14 protein-coding genes and 1 riboswitch are annotated in these 15,474 nt (G+C 43.6%); of the genes, 13 read left to right on the plus strand and 1 reads right to left on the minus strand.

All coding sequences use genetic code 11. The features are described from left to right. Positions 1 to 138 precede the first annotated feature (138 nt). The 8 genes from rnr to ilvC all read left to right on the plus strand — a co-directional run bounded on the left by rnr (position 139) and on the right by ilvC (position 10,022). Complete coding sequence (gene rnr, locus ACYVD3_RS24620; protein ID WP_460645225.1) at positions 139 to 2,247, plus strand: ribonuclease R; 2,109 nt, start codon at positions 139 to 141, stop codon at positions 2,245 to 2,247. Positions 2,248 to 2,547: 300 nt separating this feature from the next. Next, positions 2,548 to 3,420, plus strand: a complete 873-nt coding sequence (locus tag ACYVD3_RS24625; protein ID WP_460645142.1) for a zinc ribbon domain-containing protein — start codon at positions 2,548 to 2,550, stop codon at positions 3,418 to 3,420. Positions 3,421 to 3,620: 200 nt separating this feature from the next. Then, positions 3,621 to 4,085: an SsrA-binding protein SmpB gene (gene smpB, locus ACYVD3_RS24630; RefSeq protein ID WP_460645143.1), complete on the plus strand. Its 465-nt coding sequence runs from the start codon at positions 3,621 to 3,623 to the stop codon at positions 4,083 to 4,085. Positions 4,086 to 4,172: 87 nt separating this feature from the next. Next, positions 4,173 to 6,155 carry a BMP family ABC transporter substrate-binding protein gene (locus tag ACYVD3_RS24635; RefSeq protein WP_460645144.1) on the plus strand — a complete coding sequence of 661 codons (1,983 nt, stop codon included), beginning with the start codon at positions 4,173 to 4,175 and terminating at the stop codon, positions 6,153 to 6,155. After that, a complete protein-coding gene (locus ACYVD3_RS24640) occupies positions 6,133 to 6,738 on the plus strand; it encodes a metallophosphoesterase family protein (RefSeq protein ID WP_460645145.1) in 606 nt (201 codons plus the stop codon). The genes ACYVD3_RS24635 and ACYVD3_RS24640 overlap by 23 nt, the downstream gene beginning before the upstream one ends. A gap of 124 nt (positions 6,739 to 6,862) precedes the next feature. Beyond that, a riboswitch (NiCo riboswitch) is annotated at positions 6,863 to 6,957 on the plus strand. 115 nt (positions 6,958 to 7,072) lie between these two features. Continuing rightward, positions 7,073 to 8,011: a cation diffusion facilitator family transporter gene (locus ACYVD3_RS24645; protein WP_460645146.1), complete on the plus strand. Its 939-nt coding sequence runs from the start codon at positions 7,073 to 7,075 to the stop codon at positions 8,009 to 8,011. Between the two features lie 388 nt (positions 8,012 to 8,399). Further along, positions 8,400 to 8,900 carry an acetolactate synthase small subunit gene (gene ilvN, locus ACYVD3_RS24650; protein WP_460645147.1) on the plus strand — a complete coding sequence of 167 codons (501 nt, stop codon included), beginning with the start codon at positions 8,400 to 8,402 and terminating at the stop codon, positions 8,898 to 8,900. A 111-nt stretch (positions 8,901 to 9,011) separates the two neighbouring features. Next, positions 9,012 to 10,022 carry a ketol-acid reductoisomerase gene (ilvC, locus tag ACYVD3_RS24655; protein ID WP_460645148.1) on the plus strand — a complete coding sequence of 337 codons (1,011 nt, stop codon included), beginning with the start codon at positions 9,012 to 9,014 and terminating at the stop codon, positions 10,020 to 10,022. Between the two features lie 82 nt (positions 10,023 to 10,104). Here ilvC and ACYVD3_RS24660 read toward each other — a convergent pair whose 3' ends face one another. Beyond that, entirely contained in the window at positions 10,105 to 11,004 is a 900-nt protein-coding gene (locus tag ACYVD3_RS24660) for a LysR family transcriptional regulator (protein ID WP_460645149.1), read from the minus strand. Between the two features lie 179 nt (positions 11,005 to 11,183). Here ACYVD3_RS24660 and leuC point away from each other — a divergent pair, with 179 nt between their 5' ends. The 5 genes from leuC (at position 11,184) to ACYVD3_RS24685 (ending at position 15,433) form a co-directional block, all read left to right on the plus strand. After that, a complete protein-coding gene (leuC, locus tag ACYVD3_RS24665) occupies positions 11,184 to 12,449 on the plus strand; it encodes a 3-isopropylmalate dehydratase large subunit (protein ID WP_460645150.1) in 1,266 nt (421 codons plus the stop codon). 12 nt (positions 12,450 to 12,461) lie between these two features. Beyond that, a complete protein-coding gene (gene leuD, locus ACYVD3_RS24670) occupies positions 12,462 to 12,950 on the plus strand; it encodes a 3-isopropylmalate dehydratase small subunit (RefSeq protein ID WP_460645151.1) in 489 nt (162 codons plus the stop codon). A gap of 227 nt (positions 12,951 to 13,177) precedes the next feature. Next, complete coding sequence (ybaK, locus tag ACYVD3_RS24675) at positions 13,178 to 13,651, plus strand: Cys-tRNA(Pro) deacylase (protein ID WP_460645152.1); 474 nt, start codon at positions 13,178 to 13,180, stop codon at positions 13,649 to 13,651. Between the two features lie 310 nt (positions 13,652 to 13,961). Beyond that, positions 13,962 to 14,864 (plus strand): cell wall hydrolase, encoded by a 903-nt coding sequence (locus ACYVD3_RS24680; RefSeq protein WP_460645153.1) that lies wholly within the window; start codon positions 13,962 to 13,964, stop codon positions 14,862 to 14,864. Positions 14,865 to 14,968: 104 nt separating this feature from the next. Continuing rightward, on the plus strand, positions 14,969 to 15,433 hold the full coding sequence (locus tag ACYVD3_RS24685) for a NanQ anomerase/TabA/YiaL family protein (protein ID WP_460645154.1): 465 nt from the start codon (positions 14,969 to 14,971) through the stop codon (positions 15,431 to 15,433). Positions 15,434 to 15,474 lie beyond the last annotated feature (41 nt).

Below are 15,474 nucleotides of genomic sequence, written 5' to 3' on the forward strand. Positions count from 1 at the left end.
TCGCATCATGGGGAAGTATTTGTAATACCTCCCGGCAAAGTGCAGATAATAAGGAAAAGAATGAAATGAAAAATAGATAAAAATGATATTTAAGAGAGGAAAACAATGACAGAAGAACAGTTAATGCAGCGGAAAGCCATGCTTCTCCAGTTGCTTGAAGACCCTACCTATGTTCCTATGAAATTAAAGGAACTGGCAGTGCTCTTTGACGTTCCAAAGGAGCAGAGGGAAGATTTAAAAGAGGTGCTGGATGCGCTTTTGGCAGAAGGAAAGATTGGCGTATCACAAAAAGGAAAATACGGAAAGCCTGATCTGGGTTCCATAGCCGGAGTGTTTTTCGGCCATCCCAAGGGCTTTGGTTTTGTTTCGGTGGAAGGACTGGCTCAGGATATTTATATTCCGGAAGATAAAACAGGCGGCGCACTTCACGGGGACACTGTGATGGTATCCGCCGAATCAAAGCCGGGAAATGGAAAAAGGGCGGAAGGTCATGTGGTCAAGGTACTGGAACATGCCAATGAGCAGATCATAGGATATTTTCAGAAAAATAAGAATTTTGGTTTCGTCATCCCGGATAACCAGAAGCTTTCAAAGGATGTTTTCGTTCCTCAGGGCAAGGATATGGGTGCCATGACCGGTCACAAGGTGGTGGTTAAGGTTACGGATTTCGGCGGGCCGGGACGCAAGCCGGAAGGGATCATAACGGAAATCCTTGGCCATGTCAATGACCCGGGAATCGATATCCTTTCGATTGTAAGGGCATACGGGCTTCCTGAGGAATTTCCCGACAGCGTGATGAAACAGGTGGCAGCAGTGCCGGATGAGATTACCGGAAAAGATATGCAGGGACGCCTGGATTTAAGAGATTTGCAGACAGTAACCATTGACGGGGAAGATGCAAAGGATCTTGACGATGCCATTACCATATCAAAAAAAGACGGAGTCTATACCTTAGGCGTCCACATTGCGGATGTTACCAATTATGTAACAGAAAACAGTCCTTTGGATGAAGAAGCCTTAAGGCGGGGGACCAGCGTTTATCTGGTGGACCGGGTAATTCCCATGCTGCCTCATAAACTGTCAAACGGAATCTGTTCCCTCAATCAGGGAGAGGACCGTCTGTCCTTAAGCTGTATCATGGACATTGATGAAAACGGCAGCGTACTGGGTCACAGGATCGCGGAAACCGTTATAAATGTGGACCGGAGAATGACCTATACGGCAGTGAACGCCGTCGTAACCGAACGGGATGAGTCGGTGATAAAAGAATACGAGGCCTTTGTTCCCATGTTTGAACAGATGAAGGAACTGGCTGATATCCTGCGGGAGAAGAGAAAAAAGAGGGGATCCATTGATTTTGATTTCCCGGAGACAAAGGTGATTCTTGATGAACGGGGAAAGCCCTTGGAGATCAAGCCTTATGAGAGAAATGCGGCTACTAAAATCATTGAGGATTTCATGCTCATGGCAAATGAAACAGTAGCAGAGGATTATTTCTGGCAGGAGATCCCGTTCCTTTACCGTACCCATGACAATCCGGATCCGGAGAGGATGAAGAGCCTTGCTACGTTAATTAACAATTTTGGATATTCCATCCGCTTCCATAACGGGGAGGTTTACCCCAAGGAGGTTCAGAAGCTGCTTGCCAATGCAGAGGATACGCCGGAGGAAGCCTTAATCAGCCGTCTGGCTCTGCGTTCCATGAAGCAGGCCAAATATACGGTGGCAAATACCGGGCATTTTGGTCTGGCGGCCAAATATTATACCCACTTTACCTCTCCAATCAGAAGGTATCCGGATTTACAGATCCACCGTATCATTAAGGAGAACTTAAGGTCTGGCTTGAATGAGAGGCGGGTCATCCATTACGATAAGATCCTCGGGCAGGTATCTGTCCAATCCTCTGCCATGGAGCGGAGGGCCGATGAAGCCGAGCGGGAGACCATTAAGCTTAAAAAGTGTGAATATATGGCAAGACATATTGGAGAAGAATTTGACGGAGTGATCTCCGGTGTGACCAACTGGGGACTTTATGTGGAGCTTCCCAATACTGTGGAAGGATTGATTCATGTCAATCAGCTTCAGGATGATTATTATCATTTTGATGAAGAGCACTATGAACTGGTAGGTGAAATGACAAGGAAAACGTTTAAACTTGGTCAGCCTATCCGGGTTATGGTGGCGGGTACGGATAAGCTTTTGCGTACTATCGACTTTATTCCGGCTAAGAGTCTTGATGAGGAATAATAAGAAAAATTTGTTACCATTAGGCTTAAAACAGATTGATGTTTTAATTTTAATAAAGCCATTGTTTAAAGAACTACTATCTATCAGTATGTTAATGATAGTAGTTCTTTTTTCTCAATTACAGTTATAAATAATGAGATGATTTTTACTGACGATCTTATTTTATAATTTAGGCAAGAATTGTATTTATATAGAATAATCTCTTTTATTTTTTTGAATTGTGTTTTATAATTATATAGCACAATTGAAATTTAAAACAGATTAAGGAATCTATAAATATATGATTGAGAGGGAATAACTATGTTTTGTATGAACTGCGGCACACAATTACCGGATGGTGCAAAATTTTGTATGAACTGCGGGACTTCACTAGATATGGGGAATGCTGATAGATTAGATAAGGGGGAGGCATTTTCAAAGGCTAAACTAATACCTGCAAAATGTACCAGTTGTGGTGCCGCTCTTGAAGTGGATGCCAATCAGCAAGCAGCCATATGTCCGTTTTGTAATTCTGCCTACATAGTGGAGCAAGCTATCAATAATTATAATATAAGCGTAAATGGAAATTTAAATGTAGAAAATGCTACGTTCAATATAAATGGAACAGATATTGATAATTTACTTTTACGCGCTAAGGAATATGAATCTGAATGTGAATATGAAATGGCATTGGACTATTATAATCAGGTATTAGATGCTGATATTGAGAAGCAGGATGCACGTGACGGTATAGAGCGGATTAATAAGACTATAAGTGACTATGTATATTTTGAATCTCCTGTAAATAGGGATTTTACAGCCGGTAAACTGCAATTAAAAAAAGATAAATTATTATTTGCAGATAAAAAAGGAAGGGTAACTGTGTATGAATTAAGATGGGTAAAAAAACTTGTTGAATTTTCTAAAAGCTTTGCAATCGTTTATGGTGAAATTCCATCTCAAATCAATTTTCCCTGCCCCGGGTATCATGTCGAGTGGATTAAAGTGATTAACAATGCTAAGAACGGAGTTTATCCGCCGATCTATAAACCTGAGTTCAATGGAATTGATAACTATATTGTAAACAATTTTAATTCAAAAACAATGATTCAGGCAACCATGTACTATAAAGATATGGCAGGGGTTAGCCGTTCAGAAGCCGTGAAGAAGGTTAGTGAGCTTTTAAAAATTTAGTAAATATTTACTAAGGGTAATCATTGATAATAGATTACCCTTTTTAGTATAATAACAATTATTTATTTAATGCACCTATTAAATAGGGAATCTTGATATGATAATTATACTGTTATGCTTATTCCAATTCTATTATTGGACCTTTACTTGACATAAACATTGTAGTATCATAATTTAAATACAATAGTGGGAGGAATGAAATGGGGAAAGAAAGTTTTAAACTGATTGCCAACAACAAAAAGGCATATCACGATTATTTTATTGATGAAAAATACGAGGCCGGCATTGAGCTGGCCGGAACAGAAGTAAAGTCCATCCGTATGGGCAAATGCAGCGTCAAGGAATCCTTTGTCCGGATCGACAAAGGAGAGGTTTATGTCTGCGGCATGAACATCAGCCCATATGAAAAAGGGAATATCTTTAACAAGGATCCCTTAAGGGTCAGAAAGCTGCTGCTTCACAGGGCAGAGATCGGAAAGCTGGATGGGAAGATCACTCAGAAGGGGTATACTCTGGTTCCTCTCCAGGTATATTTTAAAGGCAGCCTGGTAAAGGTGGAAATCGGCCTTGCCAGAGGTAAAAAGCTATACGATAAGAGAGATGACATTGCTAAAAAGGATCAGAAAAGAGAACTGGAAAGAGATTTTAAGGTGAAGAATCTTTAACTGAGACACTTTAAGCTTCCTAAACAATCTGTACAGAATGCTGCTTTAATGCTAAAATAGCCTTAGAAAAGGATGGAGGAAAAGCGGATGGCATTATATGATTATGTAGGGGCATTAAGGCGGGGGCGCAGACAATATCAGGCTTCCGTATCAAAGGGTGAATATCCGTATCTGCCGGTTCTGGATCAGATACTGTCCTATACGGATATTGTTTCAGAAGTGAATCTGGGAATCATGGATATTCCCCTGGAAAAGGTGGTAGGCACGAAAACCGAGGGTCGAACCAGCGCTTTTGCCAGTAATTTCATGCCTCTTTTGTCGGAAAAATCAGAATTTGGGGCGAAATGGGCGTATTTGTATGACCATCAGATTGAAGAGGGGATCCACGATCCGATTGCAGCCTATGAATTTATGAACCAGTATTATGTTCAGGAAGGCAATAAAAGGGTCAGTGTTTTAAAATATGTAGGTGCTTTCAGTATTTCGGCCTCCGTTACACGGCTGATTCCAAAGAGGACCGATGATTTGGATAACAAGCTTTATTATGAATTCCTGGATTTTTACCAGGTTTCCTTTAACTGCGACATCTGGTTCAGCAAGGAAGGAAGCTATGACAGGCTGATCAAGGTCATGAATAAGAATCCGGGAGAGCCCTGGAGCGAAGATGACCGGATCGTATTCAAGTCCGCCTATGACCGTTTTTCCAAGGCATTCCATGCCTTTGGCGGCGATGATTATGATATGACGTGTTCCGATGCCTTTTTGGTTTATGTGGAGTTGCTGGGATATGATGAGGTAAAGGACCGGATCGAAGGGCGGATTAAAAAGGATCTGGTAAAGATAAAGGATGAACTTCTTCTGTCCTCCAGAGGCAATAAGATTGCTTTGGTTGAACAGCCGGAAGAAATAGAAGAAGCATCGGATAATAGTCCTCTTAAGCTCATTAACTGGCTGCGTCCCTTCCAGACCATTGAACCGCAGATGCTGAAGATCGCATTTATCCATGCGAAAACAGCGGAAACCTCAAGCTGGACTTATGGCCACGAACTGGGCCGGATGCACCTGGAACAGGCTTTTGACGGCGCCATACAAACAGTAGCGTTTTTTAACGCAGATTCCGAGCCTGAAATTGCCAATGCCATTGAACTGGCAATCACAGCCCGGTGCAACGTGATATTTACCACTGCCTCTCAAATGATCAGTTTATGCGTGAAAGCAGCAATTGACCATCCGGAGGTAAAGGTTTTCAATTGTTCCGTTAATATGTCCTATTCTTCCATCTGCACCTATTACGGAAGGATGTATGAATCAAAATTCCTTATGGGAGCTTTGGCGGCTTCCATGTCCCAGAATGAGAAGATCGGATATATTGCCGATTATCCCATTTACGGAACCATTGCCAATATTAATGCATTCGCCCTGGGAGCAAGGATGATCAATCCATATGCCAAGATATACTTAGAATGGTCAAGGGTGAAGGAACGGGATGCCCATGAAGAGCTTGAAAAAGAGGGGGTTGCCTTTATTTCCGGAGATGACATGATAACTCCTCAGACACCCACCAGAGAATACGGACTTTACCAGAAGAATCCTGACGGAAGTCTTAAAAATCTGGCGACTCCCATCTGGCATTGGGGAAAGTTTTATGAAAGAATCGTCAACATCATATGCCATGGGGATTTTGACAGGAAAGAAATGAAAGGAAAGCAGGCCATTAATTATTGGTGGGGCATGTCGGCAGACGTGATCGATGTCATTTGTTCCCAAAATCTGCCTCATGGCACAAGCCGGCTGATTGCATTTCTAAGGAATTCCATACGGACAGGAAGCTTCCAGCCTTTTGAGGGAATCATTTATTCCCAGGACGGACACCTCCAGTGCGAGGAACATTTCAGCCTTGCTCCTGAGGATATAACCACCATGAACTGGCTGACAGAGAATGTGGTGGGGCAGATTCCGTCATTTGACGAGCTTACGGAAGAAGCACGGTCTCTGGTACGCCTTCAGGGACAGACAATATACGAAAACATGGATATGGAGGAACAGCGTGAAAATTCTGGTACTGTCTGACCATGAGTCAAAATCACTCTATGAATATTATACACCGGAAAAACTAAAGGACATTGATTTGATTATTTCCTGCGGAGACTTGAGGGCGAATTACCTTGCATTTTTTGCCACGTTTTCCCATGCCCCGGTCTACTATGTCCGGGGAAATCATGATTGCAGGTATGAGGAATGCCCTCCTGAGGGCTGCACCTGTATTGAAGATGATATCGTGACCTTCCGGGGAGTCCGGATTATGGGGCTGGGCGGTTCCATGGAATACATTCCAGGCTCGTCCAACCAGTACACGGAACGGGGGATGGAGCGGAGAATCAAAAAAATGTGGTGGAAGCTTAAAAAGAACAAAGGCTTTGATATTCTTGTTACCCATGCTCCGGCTTATCAGCTCAACGATCTGCCGGACCTGCCTCATCAGGGATTTTCCTGTTTTAAGGCACTGATGGACAAGTATTCTCCCAAATACTTTCTCCATGGACACGTCCATGCCAATTATGGAAAAACCTTTAAGAGGGAAGACCAGTATGGCTGTACAACGGTGGTAAATGGGTATGAATATTATATTATCGAGTATCCGGTGAATCTGTAACATCTTAAGCCATGGGTTACATATAATATAAGAGAAGCCTGATGGGTAAAACCTTAAAAGTAGTATTGACAATCTGGCTCTATTTTTATAAGATGTAGAGACACTCTTTGCACTGCATAAATCTACAGTACAAACTGAACAGGCGATAGCTGATTTAAGCTATAGGGCCGGGTTGCCGAGCGCGACAACGGATGACTTTCATGCATCTGTGGGACAGTAGTTTACTCGTATTGTTCCACAGGTGCATTTTTTGTGTCACGAAATATGAAAATACACAGATTGGGGATTCAACGCAGGTGCCATAGGGCTATCTTATTTAATGGGGGTAACTGTTATGGAACGGATTTTAAAAAGGGAAAAGGAAAGAGATCCAAGAGGCATTGCCATGCACGTATCAATGGTCACCATTATGATCAATTTGTTTCTTTCGGTGTTTAAGCTGGCAGCCGGTGTCCTGGCTCATTCCGGAGCAATGATTTCCGATGCGGTGCATTCGGCATCTGATGTATTAAGTACCATAGTGGTCATCATAGGGGTGAACATAGCCGGTAAAAAGTCTGATAAGGAGCATCCTTACGGTCATGACCGCATGGAATGCGTAGCAGCCATCATTCTGTCAGCCATGCTCATGGCTACAGGAATTGTGATCGGTATGAGCGGAGTCAGGAAGATCGTGGCCGGAAACGGGGAAGAAGCCGTCATACCGGGACTGTTGGCGCTGTTTGCTGCGGTTTTGTCCATTGTTGTAAAGGAATGGATGTATTGGTACACAAGAGCGGCGGCAAAGAAGATACATTCAGGAGCAGTCATGGCAGACGCCTGGCATCACCGCTCCGACGCCTTGTCTTCTGTGGGAGCTATGATCGGCATTGCCGGAGCAAGGCTTGGCTATCCGGTTCTGGACTCTGTGGCCAGCGTGGTGATCTGTGTCTTTATCGGTAAGGCTGCCGTTGATGTTTTTCGGGATGCCATGGATAAAATGGTGGATAAAGCCTGTGATGATGAAACAGTCCGGAAAATGAAGGAATCTGCCATGGCAGTCATGGGAGTGAAACAGATTGATGACATCAGGACCAGGATGTTCGGAGATAAGGTGTATGTGGATATTGAAATTGCTGCAGAGGGAGATCTGGTTCTTGTGGAATCCCATGAAATTGCGGAGAACGTGCATTTATCCATTGAGAAGCATTTTCCTGATGTAAAGCATTGTATGGTACATGTAAATCCATTGCCGGAGCGTGAATCTCAAGAAAATGACCGGGGGTGCTTGTAGGTTTTCCTTCCTGTGATATAATAAGCATAAAACGTTTATTATACCGGTGATGTGCACAGTTTCATAATGAAATTGTTTGCTTTGCAAACTGAAACCGGGGCTATATCATGCATTCCTCCCAATCATGATATAATAGTAAGAAGATTTTACATCTGACAGGAGGTAGAGTACATGAATGAAGCCATTAAGAATCTGGTAGAGAGAAGGCCCATGGCTGTGCAGAAACAGGAGATCCGTGACCGGCTGCGTAAGGGAAAGACGCAGCCTTTTGAATAGCGGCCTTTTCAGATATAACTTCAAATTATAATACACATTCCTATTATTTAGTTGACAAATAGATGATGGATTGTTATCATTTAAATTACTATACAAAAAGGCAGGGATAAGGATGGAAAGAATCGTATTATCATTGTTGGTTGATAACACCTCCGGCGTTTTAAGCCGTGTGGCCGGACTGTTCAGCCGCCGTGGCTATAATATTGAAAGCCTAACGGTAGGTGTGACTGCGGATGAGAGATATTCCAGAATGACAGTGGTGTCCACAGGCGATGAGGAGATATTAGACCAGATTGAAAAACAGTTGAGAAAGCTGGAAGATGTAAGGGATATCAAAGAATTAAAGCCGGGCCGTTCTGTTTACAGAGAACTTATTCTGATTAAAGTGCATGCCAATGCCAGTGAGCGCCAGGCGATCAGTGCCATAGCAGAAATTTTCAGGGCCACCATTGTGGATGTTGGCAAGGATTCTGTGACTGTCATGCTGACAGGAGACCAGTCCAAGCTTGATGCACTTATTAACCTGCTTGAAGATTACGAAATTTTAGAGCTTGCGAGAACCGGCCTTACAGGTCTTGCCAGAGGCTCTGACGACATTCGTTATCTGCCATAGGCAGTCTGGATTTGTAAGCTAGAGGTATTGTCAAAGGCGGACAGTGAGTCGTCGGCAGGATTCCTTTAACAAAAATATATCAAGAGTCAGTATATGAGGAGGAAATAAAAGATGGCAAAGATTTACTATCAGGAAGATTGCAATTTATCCTTATTGGAGGGTAAAACCATTGCAGTTATTGGATACGGCAGCCAGGGCCATGCCCATGCGCTTAATTTAAAGGAGTCCGGATGCGATGTTATTGTAGGACTTTATGAGGGAAGCAGTTCCTGGGCAAAAGCAGAAGCACAGGGATTAAGCGTTTATACAGCAGCAGAGGCTGCAAAAAAGGCTGATATCATTATGATTCTGATTAACGATGAGAAGCAGTCAGCTATGTACAAGGAATCCGTAGAGCCTAATTTAAAGGATGGGGACATGCTCATGTTTGCCCATGGCTTTGCTGTTCATTTTGGACAGGTCATTCCTCCAAAGAATGTTGATGTTACCATGATCGCACCAAAGGCTCCAGGCCATACCGTAAGAAATGAATATCTGGTAGGCAGAGGAACACCATGTCTGGTTGCCGTTCATCAGGATTACACAGGCAAGGCAAAGGACAAGGCCCTTGCTTATGCATTGGCTTTAGGCGGCGCAAGAGCCGGCGTGCTGGAGACAACCTTCAAGGATGAGACAGAGACAGATCTTTTCGGCGAGCAGGCCGTATTGTGTGGTGGTGTATGTGCACTGATGAAGGCTGGCTTTGAAACTCTGGTAGAAGCAGGCTATGCTCCTGAGAATGCTTATTTTGAATGTATCCATGAGATGAAGCTGATCGTAGACTTGATTTTTGAAAGCGGTTTTGCCGGCATGAGATATTCCGTTTCCAATACTGCTGAATACGGTGATTACATCACAGGACCAAAGATCATTACCGATGAGACAAAGAAGGCAATGAAGCAGGTTCTTGCAGATATTCAGAATGGAATCTTTGCCAAGGACTGGCTGCTTGAGAACCAGGTAGGCTGCTCTCACTTTAATGCAGTCAGAAAGAAAGAGGCTTCTCACCAGTTAGAAAAGGTAGGAAGCGAGCTTCGTAAGCTTTATAGCTGGAACGACGGCGGAAAGCTGATCGATAACTAAGATTTATGCTGCAGGCAGTATGCCTGTAAAATAGAAGAAGCCAGGAAAAAGGTAAGTCTTTTTCCTGGCTTTTTTCAATTTCTCAAGTCTGAATCCCGGCTCCTCTCATGGCGTCAAAAAAATTCTCCATAGCTGTGGAAGCTCCGCCGGGGTGATAAGCGAACCCAATGGTTCTCTTCCTGATGGACGATTCCATGGGTATCTGGATCAAATCGCCCCGGTCCAGTTCCTCCTGGACAAATTCCTTGATCACACATCCGATACCCAGGCCGATTTTAGCAAACTCAATCAGCAGATCCATGGTGGTGACCTCCAAAAGCTGGTTTGGTACTATCTGGTTTTCATTGAGATATTCATCAATGTATTTTCTGGTTATGTTTTTTTTATCCAAAAGAAGAATATTTCCTGTCTGGAAAAGGTCTGCATCCGGGCCTTCCCTCAAATACAGGTTATCCAGATAGGATCTGGTAGTCACAAAAATATCCTGGATGTCCATAACCGGCTTAAACAAAAGGGGACGGCGGTTGGTAGGCTCTGCAATGAGACCCAGATCGATCCGCTGCTGTTCCAGCATGGTGATCGTATGGGAAGTGGACTGGCTTTCAATGGTGATCTTAATATGAGGATACTTCTCAATGAACCCCTTTAAATAAGGAAGAAGGATATACTTGCAAAGGGTATTGCTGACACCGATTTTTAAGTGCCCGATGTTGAAATCCTTAACCCGCTTCAGTTCCAGTTCCCCCCGGTTCAATTCTTCAAAGGCAGCCTTTGTATGATTATATAGAAGCTTTCCCTCATCGGTAAGCTGGACGCCTCTTGAATTTCTCGTAAACAAAGCCACCTCCAGACAGTCCTCCAGCTTGCTGATGGATTTGCTGATGGCAGGCTGGCTGATGTAAAGCTCCTTTGCAGCCTTTGAAATATTTCCGGCTTTTGCAACTTCATAAAAAATCTTATACTGGGAAAGGTTTTGATCCATAATAAGGTTTCCTTTCATCTTATAACTAACTATTATATTAAATATTCATATTATGTATTTCTATTATATCAATAAGTATGTTAGAATGTAAAGCAGGAAAATGATTACAGTTCAGCCCGCCAAACTATGAATGGCATGGCTGAACTGTAATAGTGATAAATTAACAGGAGGACGCGGAAATGGGAATGACGATGACTCAGAAAATTTTGGCAGCCCATGCAGGGCTTTCCCAGGTGAAAGCAGGACAATTGATTGAAGCGGAACTGGATCTGGTATTGGGAAATGATATCACATCTCCGGTTGCCATTAAGGAAATGGAGAAGTTTAATAAGGAAACGGTCTTTCATAAAGATAAGATCGCTTTGGTCATGGACCATTTTATTCCTAATAAGGATATTAAATCCGCAGAAAACTGCAAATGCTGCCGTGATTTTGCCAGCAGACACGAAATTACCAATTATTTCGACGTAGGACAAATGGGAATTGAGCATGCCCTTCTTCCGGAAAAGGGTCTGGTGGTTGCAGGAGACGCAGTTATTGGAGCAGATTCCCATACGTGTACCTATGGAGCGCTGGGCGCTTTTTCCACCGGTGTCGGCAGCACAGATATGGCGGCAGGCATGGTGACTGGAAAAGCCTGGTTCAAGGTGCCTTCTGCAATAAAATTTGAGCTGGTAGGAAAGCCCTCCAAATGGGTCGGCGGCAAGGATGTCATTCTGCATATCATAGGCATGATCGGTGTAGACGGTGCCTTATATAAATCCATGGAATTTTATGGGGAAGGCATCAGAAACTTATCCATGGATGACCGTTTTACCATTTGCAACATGGCCATTGAAGCAGGCGGGAAAAACGGTATTTTCCCGGTGGATGACTTAGCGATCCAGTACATGAAGGATCATTCAAAACGTGATTACAAAATTTATGAGGCAGACGAGGATGCAGAGTATGAGGCAGTTTATACCATTGACTTGTCCAAATTAGAGCCTACGGTTTCCTTTCCTCACCTTCCTGAAAATACCAGGACCATAGGAACCTTTGACGAGATCAAAGTGGACCAGTCGGTGATCGGCTCCTGTACCAACGGCAGGCTTGACGATATGCGCATAGCTGCTGCCGTCATGAAAGGGCAGAAAGTGGCAAAAAATGTCCGCTGCATTGTGATCCCCGCTACCCAGGAAATCTATCTGCAGTCCATGAGGGAAGGACTTTTAGAGATTTTTATCGAAGCAGGAGCTATAGTCAGCACACCAACCTGCGGTCCCTGCCTTGGCGGCTATATGGGAATCCTGGCGGCAGGAGAGCGCTGTATCTCCACAACCAACCGGAATTTTGTCGGACGGATGGGACACGTGGACTCAGAGGTATATCTGGCCAGTCCTGCAGTGGCTGCTGCCAGCGCTATTACCGGCCATATATCTGCGCCGGATGAACTGGGATTATAGGAGGTATATAATATGAAGGCATGTGGATCTGTTTTTAAATACGGAGATAATGTGGATACGGATGTTATCATTCCGGCAAGATATTTGAATATCACAGATGGAAATGAGCTGGCAAAGCATTGCATGGAAGATATTGACAAGGGTTTTGTAACCAATGTGAAAAAAGGAGACATTATTGTCGCAAATAAAAACTTTGGATGCGGTTCTTCCAGAGAGCACGCCCCCCTGGTGATCAAGTGCGCCGGAGTGAGCTGCGTCATTGCTGAGACATTTGCCAGGATTTTCTACCGGAATGCCATTAACATTGGCCTTCCTATTATAGAATGTCCGGAAGCTGCCAGGGCCATTCAGGCAGGAGATGAGGTTGAGGTGGATTTTGACAGCGGCATCATTACCGACAATACTACCGGCGAATCCTTCCAGGGACAGGCATTTCCTCCCTTTATGCAGGGAATCATTTCAGCAGGAGGATTATTTCCATATATAAATAAGAAGAAGTAACTGATTTTCCCATGGAAAATACGTCCGTAATTGCCAGAGATTCCATCCGGCAGTTGCGGATTTTTTGTTTGTGGGGGCAATGAGCCGAACGAATTTGCTTGCACACTCATTGGGCCAATGCCACGGCAGCTAAGAAAAGTTCGCAAAGCATGTTTATCTTAGCTGCCGGCATTGCCAATCAGAGAAAGGCGTATTATAATTAGAAAAAATTCAAGGAGCTGATTGATATGGTAAAGACAAATGCAATGCGCATGCTTGACAAGGCAAAGATTGAATATACCACCAGGGAGTATGAAGTAGATGAGCAGGATTTATCCGGCAGCCACGCAGCGGATATGATGGGGGCGGATCATGGAAGTGTATTTAAAACTCTTGTATTAAAAGGTGAAAAAATGGGATATCTGGTCTGTTGCATTCCGGTGGATGGAGAACTGGATTTGAAAAAAGTGGCGAAGGCTGCCGGAGATAAGAAGGTAGAAATGATTTCAATGAAGGATCTGCAGGGGATCACCGGATACATTCGGGGAGGCTGTTCTCCCGTCGGCATGAAAAAACAATTTCCTACGTTTATCGAGGAATCGGCCCGTTCTTATTCGGAAATTGTCGTCAGCGGAGGATTAAGAGGCCAGCAGATCGTCCTTTCTCCACTGTCTCTGGTTGACTATGTAAAGGGCAGATTTGCCCCCTTAATGCAGGATTAGTTTACATAAAACAAAAAAAGATGGGGACAGGCCATCTGATCGGAACTGAATAATTAACATAAATGTAACAATATTGTAAAATATGAATATATAAATATTATAATTATTTTAATGAAATCTAAGATTTGTTAGTATAAAGTGCATAAAACAAAAAGGATGGTAAAAAAAATAAATTTAAAATATCACAAAAATGTTAAATGACCATTGACTTTTTTAGCAGGCTTCTTCTATAATTACGGACGTCACCAGGAAACGGCTGTGGAGTGAGTCCCCGGCCCAGGCAAGTGATATAAGAGAAAGAGGTGTATGTATGCTTACACTACGCTCTATCCTTCAGCAGATTAGTCAATTTTTCAGAGGGATGACCCTTAAGGTCACAAAGCGGATGTATCGTTCTTCCGCAGTTTTCATGGCGGGTGCGGCAATTATTACTGTTGTGGCATTTACCTCAGCAGGATTTGGAAGCGGCGGCAGAAATGCGTTAACGGCATTTGCGGAAACGCCGGAATCAGAAGACGTCACGGATCAGGAAGAAGTTAAGGAAGAAACCGTTGCTCAGGCAAAAGGCCAGATAAAGCTTACAGAATCCCGGATGCAGGCACAGCAGCTAGCTGGTCATTTTCTGGAAAAAGAAGTGATTCAGAAGCAGGAGCAGGCGGAAGAATCTAAGGCGGACATAGAACGTCTTAATGCCCGGATCGCTTTGGAAGAAGAGGCGAAACGGCAGGCAGAAGAAGCGGCTAAAAGGGCAGAAGAAGCAAGAAAAGCGGAAGAAGCAAGAAAAGCGGCGGAAGAGGCAGCCAGAAAGGCAGAGGAAGAAAAAGCCATTCAGGCCATGTCTATATCCCTGGAGGATTATCAGGTATTGCAGCGGATCGTGCAGGCGGAGGCCGGCATTTGCGATGACAGGGGAAAGATACTTGTTGCCAACGTGATTATAAACCGTGTAAAGAGCGGAGAATTTCCCGATTCGGTAAAAGGGGTCGTTTATGAGCCTTCCCAGTTTTCACCGGTATCAAATGGCAGCATTAATTCCGTAAAAGTGACAGATGATACGAAACAGTGTGTTGACCGTGCTTTGGCAGGAGAGGATTATTCCAATGGAGCCTTGTATTTTATGAACCGGGGAGGTTCAAGGAGAGGTGCCATAAGCTGGTTTGATTCCCATCTGACCTATTTGTTCCAGCACGGGAACCATGAATTTTTTAAATAAAAACATTGTAGAATATTCTGCTTTGGGTGTATACTATAGGTGTCTGGCAGGTACCTTTGGAGTCTGCTGTTAAACTATGCGATACATAAAAGGAGAGTAGGATTATGATTTTTGACTCAGCAAAAAACCTTGATTTTTACAGAAATCTTGGACTGGATGGAAGATACGAAAAAGCAGTTGATTTTCTTAAGAACACTGATTTGGAGAGCCTGGCGCCAGGCAAGTATGAGATTGACGGCAGCAACGTTTTTGCCAATGTAACAGAGTATACAACGGTTCCTTGGGAGGATGCCAAGTACGAGGCACACCATAATTATACAGATATCCAATATATGATATCCGGTTCTGAAACCATGACATATGCATTGATCGATGAACTGGCTGAAAAAGTACCTTATAACGAAGAAAAAGATGTTGTATTTTACGACAATGAGAATCCAGGCTTAAAAGTGGTAGTAAAGGCTGGAGAATATATGATTTTCAATCCTTGGGACGGCCATAAGCCTAAGGCAGCCGCCGGTGAACCGGCTTTGATTAAAAAGGTGATTGTTAAAATTAAGGAAAACTGATTAGAAAACGGGAACCAATTCCTTGTGTAAAGGATTGGCTC

The organism is Lacrimispora brassicae, assembly GCF_054772055.1.

Bases quoted from the DNA above. Each gene is read 5' to 3' on its own strand.
- rnr (WP_460645225.1), top strand. From the start codon at position 139: ATGCTTCTCCAGTTGCTTGAAGACCCTACCTATGTTCCTATGAAATTA.
- ACYVD3_RS24625 (WP_460645142.1), top strand. From the start codon at position 2,548: ATGTTTTGTATGAACTGCGGCACACAATTACCGGATGGTGCAAAATTT.
- smpB (WP_460645143.1), top strand. From the start codon at position 3,621: ATGGGGAAAGAAAGTTTTAAACTGATTGCCAACAACAAAAAGGCATAT.
- ACYVD3_RS24635 (WP_460645144.1), top strand. From the start codon at position 4,173: ATGGCATTATATGATTATGTAGGGGCATTAAGGCGGGGGCGCAGACAA.
- ACYVD3_RS24645 (WP_460645146.1), top strand. From the start codon at position 7,073: ATGGAACGGATTTTAAAAAGGGAAAAGGAAAGAGATCCAAGAGGCATT.
- ilvN (WP_460645147.1), top strand. From the start codon at position 8,400: ATGGAAAGAATCGTATTATCATTGTTGGTTGATAACACCTCCGGCGTT.
- ilvC (WP_460645148.1), top strand. From the start codon at position 9,012: ATGGCAAAGATTTACTATCAGGAAGATTGCAATTTATCCTTATTGGAG.
- ACYVD3_RS24660 (WP_460645149.1), bottom strand. From the start codon at position 11,004: ATGGATCAAAACCTTTCCCAGTATAAGATTTTTTATGAAGTTGCAAAA.
- leuC (WP_460645150.1), top strand. From the start codon at position 11,184: ATGGGAATGACGATGACTCAGAAAATTTTGGCAGCCCATGCAGGGCTT.
- leuD (WP_460645151.1), top strand. From the start codon at position 12,462: ATGAAGGCATGTGGATCTGTTTTTAAATACGGAGATAATGTGGATACG.
- ybaK (WP_460645152.1), top strand. From the start codon at position 13,178: ATGGTAAAGACAAATGCAATGCGCATGCTTGACAAGGCAAAGATTGAA.
- ACYVD3_RS24680 (WP_460645153.1), top strand. From the start codon at position 13,962: ATGCTTACACTACGCTCTATCCTTCAGCAGATTAGTCAATTTTTCAGA.
- ACYVD3_RS24685 (WP_460645154.1), top strand. From the start codon at position 14,969: ATGATTTTTGACTCAGCAAAAAACCTTGATTTTTACAGAAATCTTGGA.